Consider the following 20,802-nt stretch of genomic DNA (forward strand, 5'->3'; position numbering starts at 1 on the left):
GATTTCTCAGATCATCCGCAGACAATGCCGCCCACGTTTCTCTTTCTTCTGTATAAAATTATCAAAGAACAGACAGTTCAAAACCGTCGAAAACTCATCCACTCAACTCCGCTCAACAATCTCAATCATCAAACCATCCGGCCCAACTCTCAATCTCGTCTCGCTCCGTCTCAGCGGTGCCGGGTATCTAGTTTACTTAGCAAACCGTGTCAACCCATTTTTTTCAAGAAATTCACAGCCTTATCAACCGTTCCTTCCTCAATACATCAACAAAGCTTCCACTCCGTCAACGCCGCTCAACTAACCACTCTCAACATCACTGTCAATCACTATCCGATGAACTACAAGGACGAAGCAACCTGCCGCTAGCAGCGTCGCCGCCCTCGTTGAAAGCCATATAGACCCCAACTACCAAAACTGTCAACGAACTTTCACAAAAAATCGCAAAGTTTCTTTCCACAGGCAATATGGTCCTTTTTAACCAAAACTCAACCACTATCGAGCCCTGATTCCAATTTTTACGACAGTGAAATGACAAAAATGAATTACTTCTTCGGAATCGACGGCGGCGGAACAGGATGTCGCGCAATACTGGCTGACAAAAACGGCGCCATTCTTGGAAAAGGTGCATCCGGTCCCGCCAATGTCGGTGCCGATATGAAGAACTCTATACTTCATATAACGGAAGCCGCCGAACAGGCCCGGCTCGAGGCGGGATTGCACATTTCTATATATACAACCAGCAGCGCCGTACTCGGACTGGCCGGAGCGAACTCCCTCGCCGACCCGAACGGTGTTTCTCAACAATTGTCATTCGCAACCAGCAGAATCGTGTCCGATACAGTAACAGCTCTGCAGGGCGCACTCGGGGGAGGCGACGGCGCTATTGCAATTCTCGGCACCGGCTCGGCGTTTGCCAAAAGAACAGGAGATACAGTCGAGGTTATAGGCGGTCGTGGCTTTATGCTCAGCGACCATGCAGGCGCCGCACGTCTTGGCCGCGATCTACTAGAGCATACATTGCTTGCTCATGACGGAATCGCTGACAAAACAGATCTGGCAAAAGCGATAATGAACAAGTTCAGTGATGAAGCGCGCAACATCACTCAGTTTTCGAGAACGGCAACTGCCGCAGATTACGCGGGCTTCGCACCAATGATCTTTCAATTTGCAGCGAAGGGCGATTTGCTCGGCTCGCAAATTCTCTTAGATGCATGCGTGATGATTGAGCGGAATCTGCTCAGGTTGGGCGTAGCGAAATTGCGACGGTTCAGCATCACAGGCGGGCTGGCGGAATCATATGCCTCGTTGGATTCCCTGCCCTATAAGGAATTTTACGTTCCCGCGCAGGGCGATAGTTTGCAGGGTGCACTGGCATTGGCCCTGCAAGGCAGCTCGGTTTGAAACAAAATACTCTTTGTGTCACCACATGCGACGCGAAGGTAACTTGTCCCGCCCTGCTTTCCTGCCTAATTCTTTTAAAAGAGAAAAACAGCGGTTGGATCGTCGGACGGATATGACAACAGGGATGCCATGCTAACGAAAAAAGGCAAATACGGCCTGAAAGCCATGGTGCATCTTGCAGGTGTGTCTGATGGTCATCTGGTTTCAGCAAGTGAGATCGCTGAACGCCATCATATTCCGCGGAAGTTTCTCGATAATATATTCACCGAATTGCGCAATGCAGGCTTTGTGCTCAGTCGCAAAGGAAAAGGCGGCGGGTTTTGCCTGGCGCGTCCAGCCAATGAAATTCACATTGGCAATATTATCCGTGCATTGGACGGCGCGCTTGCACCGATCGCCTGTGCCAGCAAGACCGATTATCAACCATGTGACGACTGCGATGAGACGGAATGCGAAGTTCGTCACATGATGCTGGATGTGCGTGAAGCCATCGCCAATGTGCTCGATCATCGTACGCTTGCCGACAGCAGGGCTTCTGAACTTGCCATACTGTCGGCTGATTAAGTTTTAAGCGGCAACAGACCAGCTCGGAAACGGATCGTTGAGGCGTTGCCAGCTTTCCGGCTTAAACACCTCTTCTGCCACCAGACAGCTATCAAGCTCAGCAATGATCGTCGCTTTATCCATCGGATCGACGCCGATAAAGACAATCTCCTGTCGACGATCACCCCATTCAGCGTCGAGATAGTCCTGCATTGCCCGATGCCATTCGGGTTCCTGTGGCCAATAGCTGCGCGGAACTGCCGACCACCAGCGCCCACGCTTGTTTGTGCGCACCAATGCACCCGCCTGGCTCAGTTCGCCGACATAATCAGGACGCGTTGCCAGCCAGAAAAAGCCTTTTGCGCGGACAACACCCGGCCAACTCTTATCTATGAAAACCTGAAAACGTGCCGGATCAAACGGACGCCGCGCCCGATAAACGAATGAGCGAACACCATATTCTTCCGTTTCCGGAACATGGTCATTGAAGCCGTATAGCTCTTTATACCAAAGGGGATGCTCATGCGCGCGGTTGAAATCAAAGCGTTTCGTATTGAGAATAGCATCCAGCGGAATCTGGCCGAAATCGACTTCTTCAATCCGGGCATCTGGGTTAAGCGAATGGATCACTTTACGCGCAAGGTCGAGTTCTTCTGCGGAAGCTGTCGAAACCTTGTTAAGTATCACGACATCCGCAAATTCGATCTGTTCGACCAGCAGATCAACCAGCGTGCGCTCATCCTCGTCGCCAAGCGACTCGCCGCGATCCCGCAGAAAATCGCTGGAGGAATAGTCTTTCAACAAATTGGCGGCGTCAACGACAGTCACCATCGTATCAAGACGCGCGAGATCAGACAGGCTTTCGCCCTTCTCATCGCGAAATTCGAATGTGGCGGCAACGGGTAAAGGCTCGGATATGCCAGTCGATTCGATCAGCAGGTAATCGAACCGATCTTGTGCAGCAAGTTGCGCCACTTCTTTGAGAAGATCATCGCGCAAAGTGCAGCAGATGCAGCCATTGGTCATTTCAACAAGCTGTTCTTCGGTGCGCGACAGGTCGGCGCCGCCTTCGCGCACCAATGCTGCATCAATATTGATTTCGCTCATATCGTTGACGATCACCGCAACACGGCGGTTCTCACGATTATTGAGAACATGATTGAGAAGTGTGGTCTTACCGGCACCGAGAAAGCCGGATAGAACAGTGACGGGAAGCCTTTTCATGACAAATCCTTCGCTGGCGTTTGTAAGATCAGCTGCACTTGCAGCGTCGCTGGCTAATATAATGTTATATCATTACATACATTGGACTAAAAAGATGCGGCAAAGCCACCTTCAAGCATGATATTCAGCAATCGAACCAAACTTGATGCGCCCCATGAAATGAACGCAAGATAAGTTACTTATTGGTCTAATCAGCTATCACTGATCGATTATGCCGGACCATCATTTAAGACGGTCCGGCACAACAACTGGCCACTTCCGGGTGGGGTCCCGGAATGAAGGTGTGACCAGTGCTATTTCGACAAACAATTTTTCAGTGAGTCAGCCAGATTACGAATAAGCTGCGGATAAAGATCCGGGCCGTCCTTCAATTCCGCACCAAGCGGATCGAGAACGCCAGTCTTTGCATCGGTTCCATCAATAACAGTATTGACCAGCTTTGGCTCGAACTGCGGTTCAGAGAAAACACAGACAGCGCCCAGCGACTTGATTTTCTCGTGAATGTCTTTGATACGCGCCGCACCCGGTGCCTTTTCCGGGCTGACCGTGATTGATCCAGCAGCCTTAACGCCAAAACGGTTCTCAAAATACTGGTATGCATCGTGGAAGACGATGAACGGCTTGTCTTTGACAGGCTGAAGTTCCGTTTCAATATCCTTATTCAACGCATCCAGCTTGTCGGCATAATCAGCAGCATTCTTTTCATATTGCGCTGCATGTTCCGGATCGCTCTCGCTCAAAACCTTGGCGATATTGCCAACCAGCACCTTGCCATTCTGCGGATCGAGCCAGAAATGTAGATCAAACTCGCCATGATGATGATCATGGCCCTTTTCAGCGGCCTCATCGGCGTGATCATGCTTATGATCGTGCCCGTCATCATGCTTGTGGTCATGTCCGTCGTCATGTTTGTGATCATGACTGTCATGGGAATGCGCTTCAGCACCATGATCATGGCCTTCATGTCCGTGATCGTGTGCCTCAAACGGTCCACCTTCACGGAATTTTAGCTTCGTCAAACCATCTGTTTCACCAAGCGCGACCACTTTTGCGCCTTCGCCCAGTGTGTCGATTGGCTTATCGAGAAATGTTTCCATCGAAGGGCCGGCCCAGAAAATAACTTTTGCGCCCTCAATCGCCTTCGCATCAGAAGGCTTAAGATTATAAGAGTGCTCCGATCCCGCACCCTGAACGATCAATGTCGGCTCGCCCACACCTTGCATCACCGCAGAGACCAGCGAATGCAGTGGCTTTATCGACACAACGACGCCTTCACGCTCGGCGGCAAAGGCCGCTCCGCTCAGAACAGTCATAAAGGCAGATGCTAAAAGCAGGGATTTTAGGTGTCTCATGATAGCTTTCTCAAAATCTCTCTTGAACGTCCGTTGAAGCGAAACAACATATGTAAGTGATATGTTATTTTATTACATCGTTTGCGTTATGCTATAACGTCTGCAATAAGGAGACACAACCTCTTTTTGGAGAATTGTTCACAGCACGAAAGCGTCAGACGCAAATGATCGCGAATCGGCATATCGTTCAAACATCTTGAGACAAGAATTTCGGGAGCAGCTTTTTATCGGCAGATAAACAGGCTCATACTCTCAAAAAGGCAGCGAAAGCTCATTTTACATGGCCCATAAGACCGCCCTCCCCGCAGATGCGACGCGGGAGCCACTGATAGAATTAAAAGGTGCCGGCGTTTTCCGTGATGGTCGCTGGCTGGTGCGCAATGTCGACCTGACGATTCATCGCGGAGAAATTGTTACGCTCATTGGTCCCAATGGTGCGGGAAAAAGTACGACCGCCAAAATGGCACTTCGTATTCTGAAGCCCGATGAAGGCGAAATCCGTCATCTCAAAGGCCTGCGCATCGGATATGTACCGCAGAAGATCAATATCGACCGAACCATGCCGCTGTCTGTTGAACGCCTTATGACGCTAACCGGACCGCTTTCCAAAGCCGATATCCTCCATGCGCTTGATGCGGTCGGAATCACACATCTTCTCAAGGCTGAAATTGCAAACCTCTCTGGCGGCGAGTTTCAGCGCGCACTGATGGCGCGCGCCCTCGCCCGCAAACCAGATATTATGGTGCTCGATGAGCCCGTACAGGGCGTCGATTTTTCTGGTGAAGCAGCCCTTTATGAACTGATCGCAAAGCTGCGCGACGATACCGGTTGCGGCGTGTTATTGATTTCGCATGATCTACATCTGGTGATGGCTGCAACCGACCGTGTTATCTGCCTGAATGGTCATGTCTGTTGCAGCGGCACACCCCGCGATGTGACAACAAGTCCTGAATATGTACGCTTGTTCGGAAGCCGTGCCGTTGGTCCACTGGCTGTGTATGAACATCACCATGACCACACGCATCTACCGGATGGTCGTGTCATGCATGCCGATGGCAGCGTGACAGATCATTGCCACTCTGATGACGGTCATCATCATGATGGTGAGCACCATCACCACCATGAGGGAGATAAGCCCCATGCTTGACGATTTCTTCACTCGCGCCCTCATTGCCGGTATTGGCCTTGCACTGACCACAGGTCCGCTCGGCTGCTTCATAGTGTGGCGGCGTATGGCCTATTTCGGCGATACAATGGCGCATTCTGCCCTGCTGGGGGTTGCTTTAGCTCTGATCCTCGACATCAACCTTATGATCGGCGTGTTTGCGGTCGCGGTCGCAATCTCAGCAATCCTGCTTCTGCTTCAAAAGCGGCATTCGCTTTCGGCAGATTCTCTTCTGGGCATTCTGTCCCACGCAACTCTATCGCTTGGGCTGGTCATTGTCGCCTTTATGACATGGGTGCGTGTTGACCTGCTATCGTTCTTGTTTGGCGATTTGCTGGCCGTCTCGCGACTAGATATTGCCTTTATTTATGGCGGCGGCATTCTGGTGCTCGCAGTGCTAGCGTGGCTTTGGCGACCGCTGCTTGCAGCGACACTGAGCGAAGATATTGCACGTGCTGAGGGCCTTAACCCAGCCTTATCACGCATTATCTTTATGCTTTTGCTGGCAATCGTTATCGCTATTTCGATGAAGATAGTCGGCATTCTGCTGATTACGTCGCTACTGATTATTCCCGCAGCCACCGCACGGCGCTTCGCATCGACGCCAGAGCAAATGGCCATTATGGCATCCGTCATCGGCGCGCTTGGCGTGATCGGCGGGCTTTATGGTTCGGTTGAGTTTGATACGCCTTCCGGCCCATCAATTGTCGTTGCTGCACTTGCTATTTTCATTTTAAGCCTCTTACCACTACATAAGAGACAGGCTTCACCGAAACGGACCGCTGGACAATGAGCAATCATCACGATCACAACCATGCCCATACGCACGCATCGCATGACCTGACGCGCAATCAGTCGCTGGTTTTTGATGTACTGTCCAAAGCGGATGGCCCGCTCAGCGCCTATACAATCCTTGATCAGCTACGCGATGATGGCTTTCGCGCGCCGTTACAGGTCTATCGCGCACTGGAAAAGCTGCTCGATTACGGAATGATACATCGTCTCGAAAGCCTCAACGCTTTCGTTGCCTGCGCGCATCCACAATGCCATGAGCATGGCCTGATTGCTTTTGCGATTTGCGAGCAGTGCGGACAGGTGACAGAGTTCTCCGATTCAGCGATCGAGAACCTTGTGAGCGCCTGGAGCGTGCAGAGCGGCTTCAAATCACGCAAAACGACGCTGGAATTGCGTGGTTTGTGTGAGAAATGCGGCCACCACTAAAGCATATCGCGGAAAAATGGGAACCGGTTTTCCGATAACAAAATACGTAAAAACACAGAGTTAGGTCGAGTGCTGTGAATGCTAATAAGCGTGGCACGCTCTCAATCGACTTATAAAAAAGCGGATAATTATCCGCCTTTTTATAAGTGCTCATTCGACACTACATAAACAGGTGTTGAACTTCAGGCATATCAATAATGCCAAGTGAGAGTGCCGTTGCAACAGCTGACGTTCTGTTAGAGCAATTCAGCTTGATCTTGGCATTTTGCAGATATGTGACGACTGTCCAGCGGGCGATACTGAGAATCTCTGCAATTTCTCCGTCCGTTTTTCCACTTGCTGCCCAGCGCAAGCAATCAACTTCACGTGGTGTCAGCAGGCCAGAAGCAGAGTTTGCATCTTTTCCGCCGCATAAACCATTGTGAATAATGCCTGAAACACTGAGAAGGCGTGGTCGCATACGCTCCACGAAATTTTCGTGGCTTTCGTCTGTCACATCAAAGCTGAAGACTGTGCAACCTGCTACGCCCTTTTGGCTACGCGCTGAGACGCCAATGTAAAGATTACCAAGGCCGTGCTTTTCAGCATCCTGCAAAAACTCCATAACAGCCGGGCACTGTTTTGCGTCATCATCAAGGTTCCGAACAACGCCACTTGAATCGCTGCGAAAATACGGTGCATCCTCCTGAAAAACAGGATCAATAAGAAAATAATTCTTCGCTGAATATCGTGTTGACCAATTGGTCGGAACCGTCATGACAACAGTCAAATCATCCGGCGATGCTTTTGAATTATCACCAATACGCCCGCGGAAGGTGTGAATGATGTGGCGACAACCTATCTCATCACGAATCCGTTGAAGGAGGTTAAGCGTTTCAGACTGGAAAGATAGTCCAAAGAAGGTCTTTTTAAAGTTAGGAAAATGAATCAAGTCTAAAGTCATTGGCTAATATCCTTGGTAATAAAATGTCCAAAATGGACGCACAAGATTGAACATTTATTCTGAGAATCGATGCTTCAAGCACGTCAATTCCTCATCAGTCACATAAAAAATACGTCTTAAATCAACTCGCAATATCTTTACTGCAAGAAACTATGTGCACTAACTTTGTGGAAAAATATGGATACAGCACCGAAAACTGGCAAATATTACAAAAAACTACCCAATTGTGATTGGGAGTGAACCGCAGTGTTCCATTTTTAAACAGCGGAGGATTTAGGGCTTACGATTTACGTCCAAAAGCCTTGAAGAAAAAATCAACGGCTGATTCAACGTTTCGAACAATCGCCTCGTGCGATGGCGGTTCGGACAACGCGCCAAAAAGGCGCGGCCTGTATAGGCCAGCCAAAAACAAATCAGTCAGCTGATAAGCTTTCTCCATAGCATCTACAGGCTCGAGTTCTCCGTCCTTGACCATTCTTTCCATATATTCGGCCATAACGAGCAGCGTGCGTTTTGGGCCTCGCTCATAAAAACGTGCGGCGAGTTCAGGTTTGCGTTCGCTCACCCCGATGATAATGCGTTGCGCCCGTACTGCCGTTGATGACGTGATAAGCGTAACAAGAGCAATACCAAATTCCACCAGTTCACTGCGTGTAGAGAACCCACGTTCCAGCTTGTCGATCAAGCCACTGAACATTGTGTGGCGATAATGCTCACAAAGCGCTACGAACAGATCCTCTTTGCTATTAAAGTAAACGTAGATTGTACCCTTTGAGACACCAGCTTCGCGCGTAATATCGTTCATGCTTGCAGCATCGAAGCCCATTCGCAGGAACACATCTTGCGCACCTTCCAGAATTTGCTGACGCTTTGCCGGGTCTTGTCCTGCTCCGAGACGCGCGCGACCGCAATCAGCATCAGAACTACCGGCGGTTTCTACCGTAGTGCTTTCGCTAACCATTGCTGCGGTCTGTTCTATGCGGCATTCACGATTCATTGTACAAGACTCTTAATTTTCTCGAACCAAACGGTTCGATGAGACTTGATATGGGCAAGTTATTGCTCTAAGTCAACATCGAACCAAGCGGTTCGTTGAAGCGGTTATACAGAAAGTTTGTCTCATGTCCGCCCCCAAGTCTGTTGATACAGCTGATATTCGACCATTCCCGACTTCAGTGCCACAGGGTGAGCAGTCCCGCGTGAATGCCGAGCCGTTGAGCGAACGCCCCGCTCCGCAGGCAACACCGGACACATCTGCGCCCAGCGCGCCTTCCGCACCCGCAAAAGGCGGCAACAAAAAAGGCTTCGGCAAGCGCGTCTTGCTTCCGGGCCTTTTGATCGCCGCTGTCGCTGGCGGGCTTTGGTATGGTTACGACTGGTGGACAGTCGGTCGTTTCATGGTTTCGACCGATGACGCCTATGTTCAGGGCGATATCGCCTCCATCGCACCCAAGGTCACTGGCTACATCGAAAACATCCCGGTCGTTGCAAATCAGCAGATCAAAGCGGGTGATGTCATTTTCCAGCTCGATTCAGGCGACTACAAGATCGCGCTAGATGAAGCTGAGGCCAAGCTTGCGACCCAGCAGCAGACGCTGAACCGGATCACCGCACAGATTGATGCGTCCAAGGCGGCGCTTGAACAGACACAGGCCGATGAGCAGGCATCGCAAGCAGTTCTAAAGAACGCTGAAAGCACGATGGTTCGCATTCAGAAGCTGCACGACACGCGCTTCTCGGCACAGTCAGAACTCGACAATGCACAGTCAGCGCTTGATCAGGCCAAAGCGAAGCTTGCCGGTTCAAAGGCACAGATTGCATCGGCCAATGCCAATATTGATGTTTTAAACGCGCAGTATAAGGAATCGGAAAGCGGCGTTCGTTCGCTTGAGCTTGCACGCGACAAAGCTGCACGCGATCTCGATTTCACAACATTGCGCGCACCATTCGATGGCGTTGTCGGCAATCTTTCCGGCAAGAAGGGCGATCTCGTTTCAGCAGGCCAGAAAATCGCGGCTCTTGTTCCGGTGAATGCGCTCTATATTGATGCAAACTTCAAGGAAACGCAGCTCGGCCATATCAAGACGGGCGAGACAGTCCGCATCTATGTTGATGCTATCGACGGTCCTTACATTGAAGGCAAGGTTGCATCGGTTGCACCAGCTTCGGGTGCAGTATTCTCATTGCTTCCACCAGAAAACGCGACGGGTAACTTCACCAAGATCGTTCAGCGCGTTCCGGTTCGGATTACAATTCCTCAGGAAGCGCTTGATTCCGGCAAAATCCGCGCAGGTCTGAGCGTTACTGTCGAAGTCGACACACGCACAGCACCTGCGGACAAGGCCGAGTAAGGCACTGAGCAGCCCTTATAAGAATAATGCAGTGGCGCGGCTTTAAGCTTCGCGCCACCATCCTTTTTCCTTTTCGGAGTGCGCCTTCATGGCTGCAAACACCACGATGGGGCCAATGGCTCCCGCAGATGATCGCATTGATCCCAAGAAAGCGATTGCTTTTCTTGCGATGGTGTTTGGCATGTTCATGGCAATTCTGGACATCCAGATTGTTTCTGCATCGCTGTCAGAAATTCAAGCAGGACTCAGCGCAAGCTCCGACGAAATCTCCTGGGTTCAGACATCCTATCTGATTGCCGAAGTCATCATGATTCCGCTTTCAGGCTTCCTCGGACGTCTTGTCTCCACGCGCGTGCTGTTTACCGTTTCCGCTGCTGGTTTCACGCTTGCATCAATGCTCTGCGCAACAGCGACGAACATCGATCAGATGATCGTCTACCGCGCCATTCAGGGCTTTATCGGCGGCGGCATGATTCCAAGCGTATTTGCAGCTGCATTCACGATCTTCCCGCCATCCAAGCGCTCCATCGTTTCGCCAATGATCGGCCTGGTTGCAACGCTTGCGCCAACCATCGGACCGACGATTGGTGGCTATTTGAGCCATGCCTTCTCGTGGCACTGGCTATTCCTCGTCAATGTTGGCCCCGGCATTCTGGTGACAATCGCAGCATGGAACCTCATCGACTTTGACGAAGGCGACAGCTCGCTTTTGAGCAAGTTCGACTGGTGGGGTCTTGCTGGCATGGCCGCATTCCTCGGTTCAATGGAATATGTGCTCGAAGAAGGTCCACGCAACGACTGGCTTCAGGACGAAGCAATCTTCATTCTGACGGGCGTTATGACCATTGGTGGCATCGTCTTCTTCTACCGCGCATTTACCGCCGAAGAGCCGATTGTAGATTTGCGAGCGTTTAAAAACGTCAACTTTGCCTTTGGCTCGCTGTTTTCCTTTGTGATGGGCGTTGGTCTTTATGGCCTCACCTATCTCTATCCGCTCTATCTCAGTCAGATACGCGGCTACGACGCGCTGATGATCGGTGAAGCGCTGTTTGTCAGCGGCCTTGCCATGTTCTTCACAGCCCCCCTTGCCGGATTCCTGTCAAACCGCATGGACCCGCGCCTGATGATGATGATCGGCTTCTTAGGATTTGCTGCCGGAACGTGGATGGTGACAGGGCTGACTGCCGACTGGGACTTCTATGAACTTCTGATTCCTCAGATTTTGCGCGGCTGTTCGCTGATGCTCTGTATGGTGCCGATCAACAATCTGGCGCTTGGCACCCTGCCCCCTGCTTTGATGAAAAATGCTTCTGGTCTGTTTAACCTGACGCGTAACCTTGGTGGTGCGGTTGGCCTGGCGGTCATCAATACGATTCTCACGCGCCGCAGCGATATGCATTACGAGCGGCTGGCAGAGCACGTGCGTTGGGGCAATGCCGAAGCAGAGCAGATGCTTGCCAATCTGACGGCGAAATATAATGCAGCCGGTTTGGACGGCGCGACGATAGCCATTTCCAAAATGTCAGGCATGGTGCGCCAACAGGCAACGCTGATGTCGTTTATCGACGTGTTCTTCATCCTGACAATGATGTTCTGCTCACTCGCCGTTTGTGCAATCATGCTACGCAAACCAAAGCAAGGTGCAGGCGGCGGCGGGGGCGGTCACTGACCTCAGCTCACTCCAAAAGCCGGTTTCATACGAAACCGGCTTCGCTTCGCAAAGTTTCATAGATTTTCGTTTGAAGCCACTCTGCACGCGCCATGCCGCGTGCAGGCTAAAGCCTGTCGTTTTGAGAAAAGCGTCTTTTCAAATTGTGACAATGACGAAACCTCTGTCACATTTATTGTCATAAAAATGCAGTTCATCCGTTAGGGTCAATTGCTAAGTCCCTGAAAACGTGTTTCACTTTCGGTCGTTGATAATTTGTGACAATCGACAAACTGTCATCCAACCGTCATCTAGGGCGGCTATCGGGAGTGCGCGAACACTGGAATCGACCGGGAGCGTTCGTCCGACTTAACAGGGGAGTTTAACAATGCTTGCATTTACTGCGCGTCTGCTGTCGCTTTCGACCGCAATCGCTGTCGGTGGGGTTTCGATCGCTGCCGCTGAACCATCAGCTGAACTCATCGCCGCTGCAAAAGCCGAAGGCGAACTGACCACAATCGCGCTGCCACACGACTGGTGCGGCTATGGCGACATCATCAAGAGCTTCAAAGACAAGTATGGCCTGAAGGTCAACGAACTGAACCCAGATGCGGGTTCGGGCGATGAAATCGAAGCCATCAAGGCAAACAAAGACAATAAGGGCCCACAGGCACCTGACGTTATCGACGTTGGCTTTGCTTTCGGCACGACTGCAAAGAAAGACGGTCTGATCCAGCCTTACAAGGTCGCAACCTGGGACGAAATTCCAGATAGCGCGAAAGACCCAGAAGGTTATTGGTATGGCGATTATTACGGCGTTCTTGGTTTCGAAGTAAACAAAGACATCGTTAAGGACGTCCCACAGGATTGGGAAGACCTGCTCAAGAGCGATTACGCAAACTCGGTTGCTCTCGCTGGTGATCCACGCGTTTCCGCACAGGCAATCCTCGGCGTTCACGCTGCTGGTATCGCTCGCGGTGCAGAACCAGGTGCAGAAGCTGGCAAGAAGGGTCTTGAATTCTTCAAGGAACTCAATGCCGCTGGCAACTTCGTTCCAGTCATCGGCAAGGCTGCTTCGCTGGCACAGGGTTCGACCCCAATCGTCATTCGCTGGGATTACAACGCGCTCGCAGACCGTGACACGCTCAAGGGCAATCCGGAAATCGAAACCGTGATTCCAAAGACCGGCGTTGTTGCTGGCGTTTATGTTCAGGCGATCAGTGCTTATGCACCGCATCCAAACGCTGCAAAGCTGTGGATGGAACACCTGTACTCTGACGAAGGCCAGCTTGGCTACCTGAAGGGCTATTGCCACCCAATCCGCTTCAACGCGATGGCTAAGGCTGGCAAAATCCCTCAGGATCTGCTCGACAAGCTGCCACCAGCAGAAGCCTATGAAAAGGCTATCTTCCCAACTCTTGAACAGATTGAAACCGCTCAGGAAGAAATCACCAAGAACTGGGATAGCGTTGTTGGCGCAAACGTTCAGTAAGCGCATTTAACTGACCCTGTTTATGATCTGTGACGGCCAGAAATGGTCGTCACAGTCTTTGCTTTCACGCGATTAATGCGGGAAGCGGGTGGCCTTTTCGGGATTCAGCTTTTAAGAAAGAACATATGAGTTCAACAGCCGATACAGACGCACCATTTAAACAGGTGCGAAAGCGTCAATTGCCGCTGTCGTGGCTTGGCGTTGCTCCGTTCTTCCTCTTTGCCATTCTGTTCCTTCTCTGGCCCACGATGTATCTCATTGTTGGTGCATTTCAGGATCCGGACGGCAATTTCACCCTGAAAAACGTTCAGGATCTTTTCCAGCCGCAAATTCTAAGCGCCTACTGGATTTCGATCAAAGTCAGCCTTGCATCTGCGCTTGGTGGCGCATTAATTGGCTTCTTTCTGGCCTGGGCCGTGGTGCTTGGCAATCTGCCACGCTGGCTGCGCCCGACCGTTCTGACTTTCTCGGGCGTCGCATCCAATTTCGCTGGCGTTCCGCTGGCCTTCGCGTTTCTCGCGACTCTTGGCCGGACCGGCTTCGTAACAATCCTGTTGCGTGAGTGGTTCGGTTTCAATCTGTACTCAACCGGCTTCAACCTATTGAGCTTCTTCGGCCTGACCATCACCTATCTGTTCTTCCAGATCCCGCTCATGGTGCTGATTCTCACACCTGCGCTCGATGGCCTGAAGAAAGAATGGCGCGAAGCTTCATCGATTCTCGGCGCTACCAATCTGCAATATTGGCGCATGGTTGCTTTCCCGATTCTCTGGCCAAGCCTGCTCGGAACGACACTGCTGTTGTTCGCAAATGCCTTTGGTGCCATCGCAACCGCTTATGCACTGACCGGCTCTTCGCTCAATATCGTGCCGATCCTGCTTTATGCGCAGATCAGAGGCGATGTTCTGCATAACCAGAATCTTGGCTATGCGCTGGCGCTTGGCATGATCGTGATTACCGGGATTTCCAACCTTATTTACATCTGGCTGCGCATGCGTGCCGAAAGGTGGCAGCGATGAAAAAAGGCTTTAACGCCCAGAAAATCGGTGCATGGATCGCCTTCCTCATAGGCGCGATCTACTTCCTTGTCCCGCTGATTGGCACGTTTGAATTTTCGCTGCGCATGCGTCGTGGTGAATATTCCTTCGATGCCTATCGGGTGGTGTTTAGTGACCCGAACTTTCAGGCAACCTTCAGCTATTCGATCATTTTAGGCATTCTGACGATTATCTTCGGTGTATTGCTTGTGGTGCCGACCGCCTATTGGGTGCGTCTGCGCCTGCCGCACCTGCGTCCGCTGATCGAATTTATCACGCTGATGCCACTGGTTATTCCGGCGATTGTCATCGTGTTCGGCTATCTGCGCATCTACAATTCATCGTCATGGCTGCCATTCACCTCGTCAACGCGGGCGACTGACCTGTTGCTGATGTTTGGTTATATGACGCTGTCGCTGCCTTACATGTATCGCGCCGTTGATACGGCCATGCGCACGATTGATGTTCGCACACTGACCGAAGCAGCCCAGAGCCTCGGCGCTGGCTGGGGACGGATCATGTTCAAGGTCATCTTTCCGAATGTGATTTCGGGTGTCATGAGCGGTGCCTTCATCACCTTTGCTATCGTCATCGGTGAGTTCACGCTGGCGTCGCTCCTCAATCGTCCGGCCTTTGGTCCTTATCTCCAGCTGGTCGGCGCAAACCGCGCTTATGAACCGTCTGCGCTGGCGATCATCTCGTTTGGCATTACGTGGCTGAGCATCATCATGTTGCAGCTTGTTTCACGCCTCAATAAATTCAAGACAAACGCCGGGTAACAGTCATGGCTTTTCTTAATCTCAAGCATCTGAAAAAAAGCTTCGGCGCCACTACCGTCGTCCATGATTTCAACCTCGCTGTTGAAAAGGGCGAGTTTATTTCCTTCCTCGGCCCATCGGGCTGCGGCAAGACAACCGTTCTACGCATGATCGCGGGCTTTGAAAGTGCCGATCAAGGCGCGATCGAAATCGACGGCAAAGACGTTGTTGATCTGAAGCCAAACCAGCGCAATATCGGCATGGTGTTTCAGGCCTATGCGCTGTTTCCAAACATGACAGTCGCGCAAAATGTGGCTTTTGGCCTGCGCGTTTCTGGCAAACCGAAAGCTGAAATCGACGCAACGGTCAAAGAAATGCTCGGCCTGATCCGGCTCGAACATCTCGCAGACCGCTATCCTTATCAGATGTCCGGCGGTCAGCAGCAGCGTGTGGCTCTGGCGCGCGCGCTTGCGACCAAGCCGCAAGTGCTTCTGCTCGATGAGCCGCTCTCAGCACTCGATGCAAAAATTCGTATTTCGCTGCGTCAGGAAATCCGTGCGATCCAGCAGAAGCTCGGCATCACCACGGTTTTCGTGACGCATGATCAGGAAGAAGCGCTTTCCATCTCTGACCGTATTGTCGTGATGCATGAAGGCCGCGCCGATCAGATCGGCACGCCGTTCGATATTTATAATCGCCCTGCATCGCGCTTCGTTGCGTCTTTCGTTGGCACTCTCAACATGCTTGAAGCATCAGTTGCCGAACCGGGTCAGAACAGCATTGAACTGGATGGTCGCACGATTAAGGTGAACGAAGAACTTGGGCATCACGCGAAGGGCAAGGCGATCACGCTGGCACTGCGCCCGGAAGCAGTGAGCCTAGAAGCGCGCAAGAGCCACGACACTTCACTTGAAGCAACGATTGAGGATGTGCACTTCCTCGGTTCGGTTATCCGTACACGCGTGGCGCTTGGCAAGAACCAGTTGTCGTTCGACACATTCAATGACCCGGCACACACACCGCCGCAGCGCGGCGATAAAGTGACAGTGCATTTTGCAGCACATGATTTGCTCGTTTTGGCCGATTAAGCTGCATGACATGACAAAAAAGCCGCCCAAACGGGCGGCTTTTTTGTGAAACTTATATTCCGGCGCTGTCGCGATTATGGCCTTTTGTGATTATCCTCACTCAAGGCCATAAGTTTGAGCTCTTAGTTGCCCCAAGGACCGTGGAAGTCACCTTCCTTGTCGATGCGCTTGAATCCGTGCGAACCGAAGAAGTCGCGCTGACCCTGAATGACATTGGCTGTACCCTGCGACTGCGTAAAGCTGTCGAAGTAGCTCAATGCCGAACCAAGCGCCGGAAGCGGCAGACCTGCCAGTGCCGACTGCGCAACGATCTTGCGGAGACCCTTTGAAGCCTTGCCCATGCGTTCAACAAATGCAGGAACCAGCAGAAGGTTTTCGATTTCCTGACCTTCAAAAGCCTGTGCAATATCATCAAGGAACAGCGAACGAATGATGCAGCCTTCGCGCCAGATACGGGCGGTGGTTGCAAGCGGGATGTTCCAGTTGTTTTCCTTGGACGCTGCGGCCAGAACTGCAAAGCCCTGTGCATAAGCAACGATCTTGCCAGCCAGCAGTCCCTGCTCAAGATCAGCAAGGAACTGTGCCTGATCAGCAATGTCCAGCGTGCGCGGCGCAGGTTTATAAGCCTTTTCCGCGGCTTCACGTTCGGCTTTCAGCGACGAAATCGAGCGTGCATCAACGGCAGCTTCAATGCCGGTTGCAGGAACGCCGAGCATCTGCGCTTCAATCGCCGACCAGCGACCTGTGCCCTTCTGCCCAGCTTGATCGAGGATCATATCGACCATCGCCTTGCCGGTTTCAAGGTCAGTTGCTTTCAGAACTTTTGCAGTAATTTCAATGAGATACGAGTTAAGCGGACCTGCATTCCACTTTTCAAACACATCACCAATTGCAGGCGCCGAAAGGCCAAGACCGTCGCGCAGAATGCCGTAGATTTCGGCAATCATCTGCATATCAGCATATTCGATACCGTTGTGAACGGTCTTCACGAAGTGGCCTGCGCCATCAGGGCCAACCAGCGCACAGCAAGATTCACCCTTGTACTTTGCAGCAGCAGCCAGCAGGATTGGCGCGATGCGCTCATAAGCTTCTTCTGTGCCACCAACCATCATTGATGGGCCGTGACGTGCGCCTTCTGCACCACCCGATACACCCATACCAACAAAGGTTGGATCGTTTGGCCCAAGTGCCTTGAGACGGCGCATCGTGTCACGGTAATCGGAATTACCGGCATCGATCATGATATCGCCCTTCTCAAGATAAGCCTTGAGGCGGGTGGTTTCGGCATCAACCGGAGCGCCTGCCTTAATCAGGAAGATGATCGGGCGTGGCTTGCGGATATTGTCAGCCAGTTCTTCAAAAGTGGCGCAAGGGATAATCTTGTCACGCAGCGCGCCTGCTTTTTCGATGAATGCTTTCAGGACGGGCTCGTCGCGGTCATAGACGGCTACTGTGTAGCCCTTCTCGGCGATGTTCAGCGCTAGGTTCGAACCCATAACGCCGAGGCCGACCATTCCGATATCTGCTTTTTCCATTTTTTGCCCTTTTGAAACACAGCCATCCGGCTTGTCATACAGAATTAGAGAGCCGACAGACTGGACTGTCTTAGCTTTGACTTTCGCACTATATAGCGCCAGTCTTTATCCTATTCTGGGATGATCTAGGGCATATGACGCAAATTTGATAGGGCTTTTTTTAAAAATCTAACCGATTTAAATGATCAGACGCGTTCCAGTTTCTCATGTGGCAACGGCGGCAGTTCAATCTCGATAATATCACCCGCCTGCACGTTTCCACCCGCAAGAACGATCGACATCACGCCTGATTTCCGTATCAACTCGCCATCCTCGGTTTTATCCAGCACAGCGTTCAAAAGGCCCTTCTCGTATTTCTCAATCTGTGAGCAAGGATTGCGCAGCCCAGTGATTTCAAGGACCACACCATCACCGATTTTGAGAATCGCAGATTTTGGCAATGCCAGCAGATCAATGCCGCGCGTCGTGATGTTTTCGCCCAGCTCGGCGGGCGAAATGTCAAAGCCTTTGCCAGCCAATTCATCAAAAAGCTCAGCCTGAATGAGATGAACCTGACGCAGATTGGGCTGTGTTGGATCAGCTCTCACGCGCGAGCGATGCTTAACCGTGACGCCCTTATGCGCATCACCCTCGACACCCTCTCCCGCAACAATACTGATCTCTGAAACGAGCTGCTTTGAGAACCGATGCTTGGCGTCACGCGCAACAGCTACAACAATTCCACTCATATTTTTACTTTGATCCCATGAAGATTCAGACGGCAGGCAAAGCCGGTCGTAATCGCGCTTATCATGCGATATACAACACGGAAATGACAAGGGCATCGCGAAGGGGCGGCGGCAAACCATGACGAGCAAATATGACGGCAAGAGTTTTCGCTGGGGCATCTGGGGAACAGGCACAATTGCACACGCCTTCGCTGCCGATATTCGAGCAAGCTACGAAATGCGCGTAACCGCTGTTTGCTCGCGCTCGCTCGAGAGTGCCGTAGAGTTCAAAAACAAAATTGGCGCAGATCATGCTTTTGATGATGCAGCGGCATTTCTTAGCAGCCCCGAATTCGATGCCGTCTATATTGCCACGCCAAACGCGATGCATGTGCCGCAGACGCTACAGGCCATTGCTGCTGGTAAAGCATGCCTCACAGAAAAGCCGCTGACGCTCGACGCAGACGGCGCAAACGCGATTGCGAGCGCAAGCCAAGCGCATAATGTCTTTGCGATGGAAGCGATGTGGAGCCGTTTTCTTCCGGCCATTGCCGCAACCCGCGAGCATATCAAAGCCGGGCGGATCGGCACGGTCAAGCGCATTGAAGCTGACCTCTCCTACTTCCGTGAAGAAGACCCGCAAAGCCGCTTTTTCAATCCGGCCTTGGGCGGTGGTGCTGCATTTGATCTCGGTGTCTATCCTGTATCACTGGCACTCAGTTTTCTGGGCTTGCCTGATGCGGTGAGCGGGCGCTGGACGAAAGCAAAAAGCGGCGTCGATATGCGAACCGAAATCACACTAAGCTATGCAAACGCCGAAGCTCAGCTTTCATGCGGTTTTGATCACGACGGCAAAAATCAGATGCTGATTGAAGGAACAGACGGCGCGATCCTCATCCACGCGCCGTTTCTCAAAGCACAGCGCCTGACTATATTTTCCGCAAAAGTGATGAATTCGGCCCTTGGTCCGAAAGGTCCGGGCGGGTTGATTGGCAAGGTGCTTAACCGCCTGCCACTTCCGGGCAGAACTGTTGAACACCATCCATTTTCAGGTAGTGGCTTGCAGTTTCAGGCGCAAGCCGTGCGCGATGCGCTCAAACGCGACGAGATTTCAAGCCCGATCATGCCACTTGAACACAGTGCTGCGGCGGCTAGCATCGTCAGCACTGTGCTTGCGCAAGAACCTGCTTAAAACGCGCTCTGCACCTTATAGGGCGCTGCATTTTCTCCGGCATTGTTGAGTGCGAGGGCTACTTCGGTGATGTGCAAAGCCACAGCACCGGAGAAGAACGCCGTAGCTCCCGTTTCAATCGCGCGCGCCTGATCCGCCACGCCGCGCATGAAATCGATCTGCGACGGGAATGACGGAAGAGCGAGTGCATCAGCTTTTGGATAAGCGAGCTTGCTGCCAACAGCCGGTTTCCATGGCAATGTCTTGCCGAGTTTAGCTTCCAACCGTCCGAAGACGCGCGACAGGATAGAACGCTTTCGCTCCGTTGATTCAAGCCGGACCGCCGAACGGTTATCCCAAAGATCATCGACCGTGATCGAGCCTTTATCGGCCACAATGGTCAAGCTGCGGTCTTTCGGCATTGCAAGACCGGACGTCAGACGCGCAACAAGGCCGGATTTAAAACGCAGACAACCCACGGAGAAATCCGGTGCCATGTGCAGATGCTCGGTGCCCGGGCCCTTGTTCTGGAAGGTGATCGCGGAGAAGGCGGTTACGCTTTCAACAGGGCCAAAAAGCGACACGAGCCATGAGAGCGCATAACCCGCATGTTCTAGTGTGCAGCCAATCTCAAATTCATGCAGACCGGGCCAAGGTGCCCCCGATTGCGAGCGCCATGTCGCCCATTTGTCACGGAACACCGGACCGTCTTCCATTTCGGCATAAACCAGACGCGGGGTGCCGATCTCGCTCATAGAGCTTGAAACCAGCTTCTGTGCGTCGCTCAAGCCGTTGGCGGGAGCTGCGGCAAGCGTCAAACCTTTGGAAGCAGCAAACTCGACCAGCGCTTTGGCATCATTGAAATCCATGGCCAGCGGCTTTTCCGAATAGACATGCTTACCAGCCTCAAGTGCCGCGCGCGAAATCGCATAATGATTTTCCGGCGTCGTCAGATTGAGGACAATCTGCACGTCCTTATCGGCAAGCACCGCCTCAAAACTCTCGTAAGCGCGCACATTGTAATGCGCAGCAAATACTTTGAGGCGTTCTGCTGAGCGATCAAAAGCACCGAGCAGCTTCAATTGCGGGTAATTGCGCAGTGTGGTCATGTAATAATCAGCAACGAAGCCCGTGCCAATGATCGCAATATTCATGGTAACTCC

20 protein-coding genes are annotated in these 20,802 nt (G+C 52.0%); 13 read left to right on the forward strand and 7 right to left on the reverse strand.

Annotated features, from left to right (window positions below; genetic code table 11):
* The 3 genes from J2782_RS13320 to J2782_RS13330 all read left to right on the forward strand — a co-directional run.
* Positions 1 to 369, forward strand: a 369-nt coding sequence (locus tag J2782_RS13320; protein WP_310013361.1) for a hypothetical protein, incomplete at its 5' end; no start/stop codon positions are given.
* A 171-nt stretch (positions 370 to 540) separates the two neighbouring features.
* Complete coding sequence (locus tag J2782_RS13325; protein ID WP_310013873.1) at positions 541 to 1,404, forward strand: glucosamine kinase nucleotide-binding domain-containing protein; 864 nt, start codon at positions 541 to 543, stop codon at positions 1,402 to 1,404.
* Positions 1,405 to 1,533: 129 nt separating this feature from the next.
* Entirely contained in the window at positions 1,534 to 1,968 is a 435-nt protein-coding gene (locus tag J2782_RS13330; RefSeq protein WP_310013363.1) for an RrF2 family transcriptional regulator, read from the forward strand.
* A 3-nt stretch (positions 1,969 to 1,971) separates the two neighbouring features.
* Here the strand turns inward: J2782_RS13330 and zigA are convergent, their stop codons facing one another.
* The gene (gene zigA, locus J2782_RS13335; RefSeq protein WP_310013364.1) at positions 1,972 to 3,171 is read right to left on the reverse strand and encodes a zinc metallochaperone GTPase ZigA; all 1,200 of its coding nucleotides are present in this window, start codon (positions 3,169 to 3,171) and stop codon (positions 1,972 to 1,974) included.
* A 293-nt stretch (positions 3,172 to 3,464) separates the two neighbouring features.
* Positions 3,465 to 4,523 (reverse strand): zinc ABC transporter substrate-binding protein, encoded by a 1,059-nt coding sequence (locus J2782_RS13340; protein WP_310013365.1) that lies wholly within the window; start codon positions 4,521 to 4,523, stop codon positions 3,465 to 3,467.
* 280 nt (positions 4,524 to 4,803) lie between these two features.
* On the opposite strand from J2782_RS13340, the gene J2782_RS13345 reads away from it, so the two are divergent.
* The 3 genes from J2782_RS13345 to J2782_RS13355 are packed head-to-tail and all read left to right on the forward strand — an operon-like array spanning position 4,804 to position 6,909.
* The gene (locus tag J2782_RS13345; RefSeq protein ID WP_310013367.1) at positions 4,804 to 5,670 is read left to right on the forward strand and encodes an ATP-binding cassette domain-containing protein; all 867 of its coding nucleotides are present in this window, start codon (positions 4,804 to 4,806) and stop codon (positions 5,668 to 5,670) included.
* On the forward strand, positions 5,621 to 6,481 hold the full coding sequence (gene znuB / locus J2782_RS13350) for a zinc ABC transporter permease subunit ZnuB (RefSeq protein ID WP_404989646.1): 861 nt from the start codon (positions 5,621 to 5,623) through the stop codon (positions 6,479 to 6,481). Before J2782_RS13345 ends, znuB begins: the two co-directional genes overlap by 50 nt.
* Complete coding sequence (locus J2782_RS13355; protein ID WP_250041685.1) at positions 6,478 to 6,909, forward strand: Fur family transcriptional regulator; 432 nt, start codon at positions 6,478 to 6,480, stop codon at positions 6,907 to 6,909. The genes znuB and J2782_RS13355 overlap by 4 nt, the downstream gene beginning before the upstream one ends.
* 160 nt (positions 6,910 to 7,069) lie before the next feature.
* Here the strand turns inward: J2782_RS13355 and J2782_RS13360 are convergent, their stop codons facing one another.
* Together J2782_RS13360 and J2782_RS13365 are read right to left on the reverse strand one after the other, a co-directional pair.
* Complete coding sequence (locus J2782_RS13360) at positions 7,070 to 7,852, reverse strand: helix-turn-helix transcriptional regulator (protein WP_310013372.1); 783 nt, start codon at positions 7,850 to 7,852, stop codon at positions 7,070 to 7,072.
* 280 nt (positions 7,853 to 8,132) lie between these two features.
* Positions 8,133 to 8,813 carry a TetR/AcrR family transcriptional regulator C-terminal domain-containing protein gene (locus J2782_RS13365; RefSeq protein WP_310013875.1) on the reverse strand — a complete coding sequence of 227 codons (681 nt, stop codon included), beginning with the start codon at positions 8,811 to 8,813 and terminating at the stop codon, positions 8,133 to 8,135.
* A 160-nt stretch (positions 8,814 to 8,973) separates the two neighbouring features.
* On the opposite strand from J2782_RS13365, the gene J2782_RS13370 reads away from it, so the two are divergent.
* The 6 genes from J2782_RS13370 to J2782_RS13395 all read left to right on the forward strand — a co-directional run bounded on the left by J2782_RS13370 (position 8,974) and on the right by J2782_RS13395 (position 16,226).
* The gene (locus J2782_RS13370; RefSeq protein ID WP_310013374.1) at positions 8,974 to 10,203 is read left to right on the forward strand and encodes an HlyD family secretion protein; all 1,230 of its coding nucleotides are present in this window, start codon (positions 8,974 to 8,976) and stop codon (positions 10,201 to 10,203) included.
* An 88-nt stretch (positions 10,204 to 10,291) separates the two neighbouring features.
* Complete coding sequence (locus J2782_RS13375; RefSeq protein ID WP_310013376.1) at positions 10,292 to 11,872, forward strand: DHA2 family efflux MFS transporter permease subunit; 1,581 nt, start codon at positions 10,292 to 10,294, stop codon at positions 11,870 to 11,872.
* Positions 11,873 to 12,239: 367 nt separating this feature from the next.
* Positions 12,240 to 13,343, forward strand: a complete 1,104-nt coding sequence (locus J2782_RS13380; RefSeq protein ID WP_310013379.1) for an ABC transporter substrate-binding protein — start codon at positions 12,240 to 12,242, stop codon at positions 13,341 to 13,343.
* 125 nt (positions 13,344 to 13,468) lie between these two features.
* Positions 13,469 to 14,362, forward strand: coding sequence for an ABC transporter permease (locus J2782_RS13385; protein ID WP_250041690.1), 894 nt, complete (start codon positions 13,469 to 13,471; stop codon positions 14,360 to 14,362).
* Positions 14,359 to 15,159, forward strand: a complete 801-nt coding sequence (locus J2782_RS13390; RefSeq protein WP_250041692.1) for an ABC transporter permease — start codon at positions 14,359 to 14,361, stop codon at positions 15,157 to 15,159. Before J2782_RS13385 ends, J2782_RS13390 begins: the two co-directional genes overlap by 4 nt.
* 5 nt (positions 15,160 to 15,164) lie before the next feature.
* Positions 15,165 to 16,226 (forward strand): ABC transporter ATP-binding protein, encoded by a 1,062-nt coding sequence (locus tag J2782_RS13395; RefSeq protein WP_310013383.1) that lies wholly within the window; start codon positions 15,165 to 15,167, stop codon positions 16,224 to 16,226.
* Positions 16,227 to 16,348: 122 nt separating this feature from the next.
* Here the strand turns inward: J2782_RS13395 and gndA are convergent, their stop codons facing one another.
* Positions 16,349 to 17,761, reverse strand: a complete 1,413-nt coding sequence (gndA, locus tag J2782_RS13400; protein ID WP_310013384.1) for an NADP-dependent phosphogluconate dehydrogenase — start codon at positions 17,759 to 17,761, stop codon at positions 16,349 to 16,351.
* 185 nt (positions 17,762 to 17,946) lie between these two features.
* A complete protein-coding gene (locus tag J2782_RS13405; RefSeq protein ID WP_310013386.1) occupies positions 17,947 to 18,489 on the reverse strand; it encodes an MOSC domain-containing protein in 543 nt (180 codons plus the stop codon).
* A gap of 118 nt (positions 18,490 to 18,607) precedes the next feature.
* Here J2782_RS13405 and J2782_RS13410 point away from each other — a divergent pair, with 118 nt between their 5' ends.
* Entirely contained in the window at positions 18,608 to 19,660 is a 1,053-nt protein-coding gene (locus J2782_RS13410; RefSeq protein ID WP_310013388.1) for a Gfo/Idh/MocA family protein, read from the forward strand.
* Here J2782_RS13410 and J2782_RS13415 read toward each other — a convergent pair.
* Complete coding sequence (locus J2782_RS13415) at positions 19,657 to 20,793, reverse strand: Gfo/Idh/MocA family protein (RefSeq protein WP_310013391.1); 1,137 nt, start codon at positions 20,791 to 20,793, stop codon at positions 19,657 to 19,659. The two genes, J2782_RS13410 and J2782_RS13415, sit on opposite strands and share 4 nt — an antisense overlap.
* Positions 20,794 to 20,802 lie beyond the last annotated feature (9 nt).

It is taken from the genome of Brucella pseudogrignonensis, from assembly GCF_031454375.1.
GTDB lineage: Bacteria > Pseudomonadota > Alphaproteobacteria > Rhizobiales > Rhizobiaceae > Brucella > Brucella pseudogrignonensis_A.

Coding starts and splice junctions, on each gene's coding strand:
- J2782_RS13410 (WP_310013388.1), top strand. CDS start 18,608: ATGACGAGCAAATATGACGGCAAGAGTTTTCGCTGGGGCATCTGGGGA.
- J2782_RS13345 (WP_310013367.1), top strand. CDS start 4,804: ATGGCCCATAAGACCGCCCTCCCCGCAGATGCGACGCGGGAGCCACTG.
- gndA (WP_310013384.1), bottom strand. CDS start 17,761: ATGGAAAAAGCAGATATCGGAATGGTCGGCCTCGGCGTTATGGGTTCG.
- zigA (WP_310013364.1), bottom strand. CDS start 3,171: ATGAAAAGGCTTCCCGTCACTGTTCTATCCGGCTTTCTCGGTGCCGGT.
- J2782_RS13330 (WP_310013363.1), top strand. CDS start 1,534: ATGCTAACGAAAAAAGGCAAATACGGCCTGAAAGCCATGGTGCATCTT.
- J2782_RS13385 (WP_250041690.1), top strand. CDS start 13,469: ATGAGTTCAACAGCCGATACAGACGCACCATTTAAACAGGTGCGAAAG.
- J2782_RS13365 (WP_310013875.1), bottom strand. CDS start 8,813: ATGGTTAGCGAAAGCACTACGGTAGAAACCGCCGGTAGTTCTGATGCT.
- J2782_RS13375 (WP_310013376.1), top strand. CDS start 10,292: ATGGCTGCAAACACCACGATGGGGCCAATGGCTCCCGCAGATGATCGC.
- J2782_RS13415 (WP_310013391.1), bottom strand. CDS start 20,793: ATGAATATTGCGATCATTGGCACGGGCTTCGTTGCTGATTATTACATG.
- J2782_RS13360 (WP_310013372.1), bottom strand. CDS start 7,852: ATGACTTTAGACTTGATTCATTTTCCTAACTTTAAAAAGACCTTCTTT.
- znuB (WP_404989646.1), top strand. CDS start 5,621: ATGATGGTGAGCACCATCACCACCATGAGGGAGATAAGCCCCATGCTT.
- J2782_RS13405 (WP_310013386.1), bottom strand. CDS start 18,489: ATGAGTGGAATTGTTGTAGCTGTTGCGCGTGACGCCAAGCATCGGTTC.
- J2782_RS13370 (WP_310013374.1), top strand. CDS start 8,974: ATGTCCGCCCCCAAGTCTGTTGATACAGCTGATATTCGACCATTCCCG.
- J2782_RS13395 (WP_310013383.1), top strand. CDS start 15,165: ATGGCTTTTCTTAATCTCAAGCATCTGAAAAAAAGCTTCGGCGCCACT.
- J2782_RS13340 (WP_310013365.1), bottom strand. CDS start 4,523: ATGAGACACCTAAAATCCCTGCTTTTAGCATCTGCCTTTATGACTGTT.
- J2782_RS13325 (WP_310013873.1), top strand. CDS start 541: ATGAATTACTTCTTCGGAATCGACGGCGGCGGAACAGGATGTCGCGCA.
- J2782_RS13380 (WP_310013379.1), top strand. CDS start 12,240: ATGCTTGCATTTACTGCGCGTCTGCTGTCGCTTTCGACCGCAATCGCT.
- J2782_RS13390 (WP_250041692.1), top strand. CDS start 14,359: ATGAAAAAAGGCTTTAACGCCCAGAAAATCGGTGCATGGATCGCCTTC.
- J2782_RS13355 (WP_250041685.1), top strand. CDS start 6,478: ATGAGCAATCATCACGATCACAACCATGCCCATACGCACGCATCGCAT.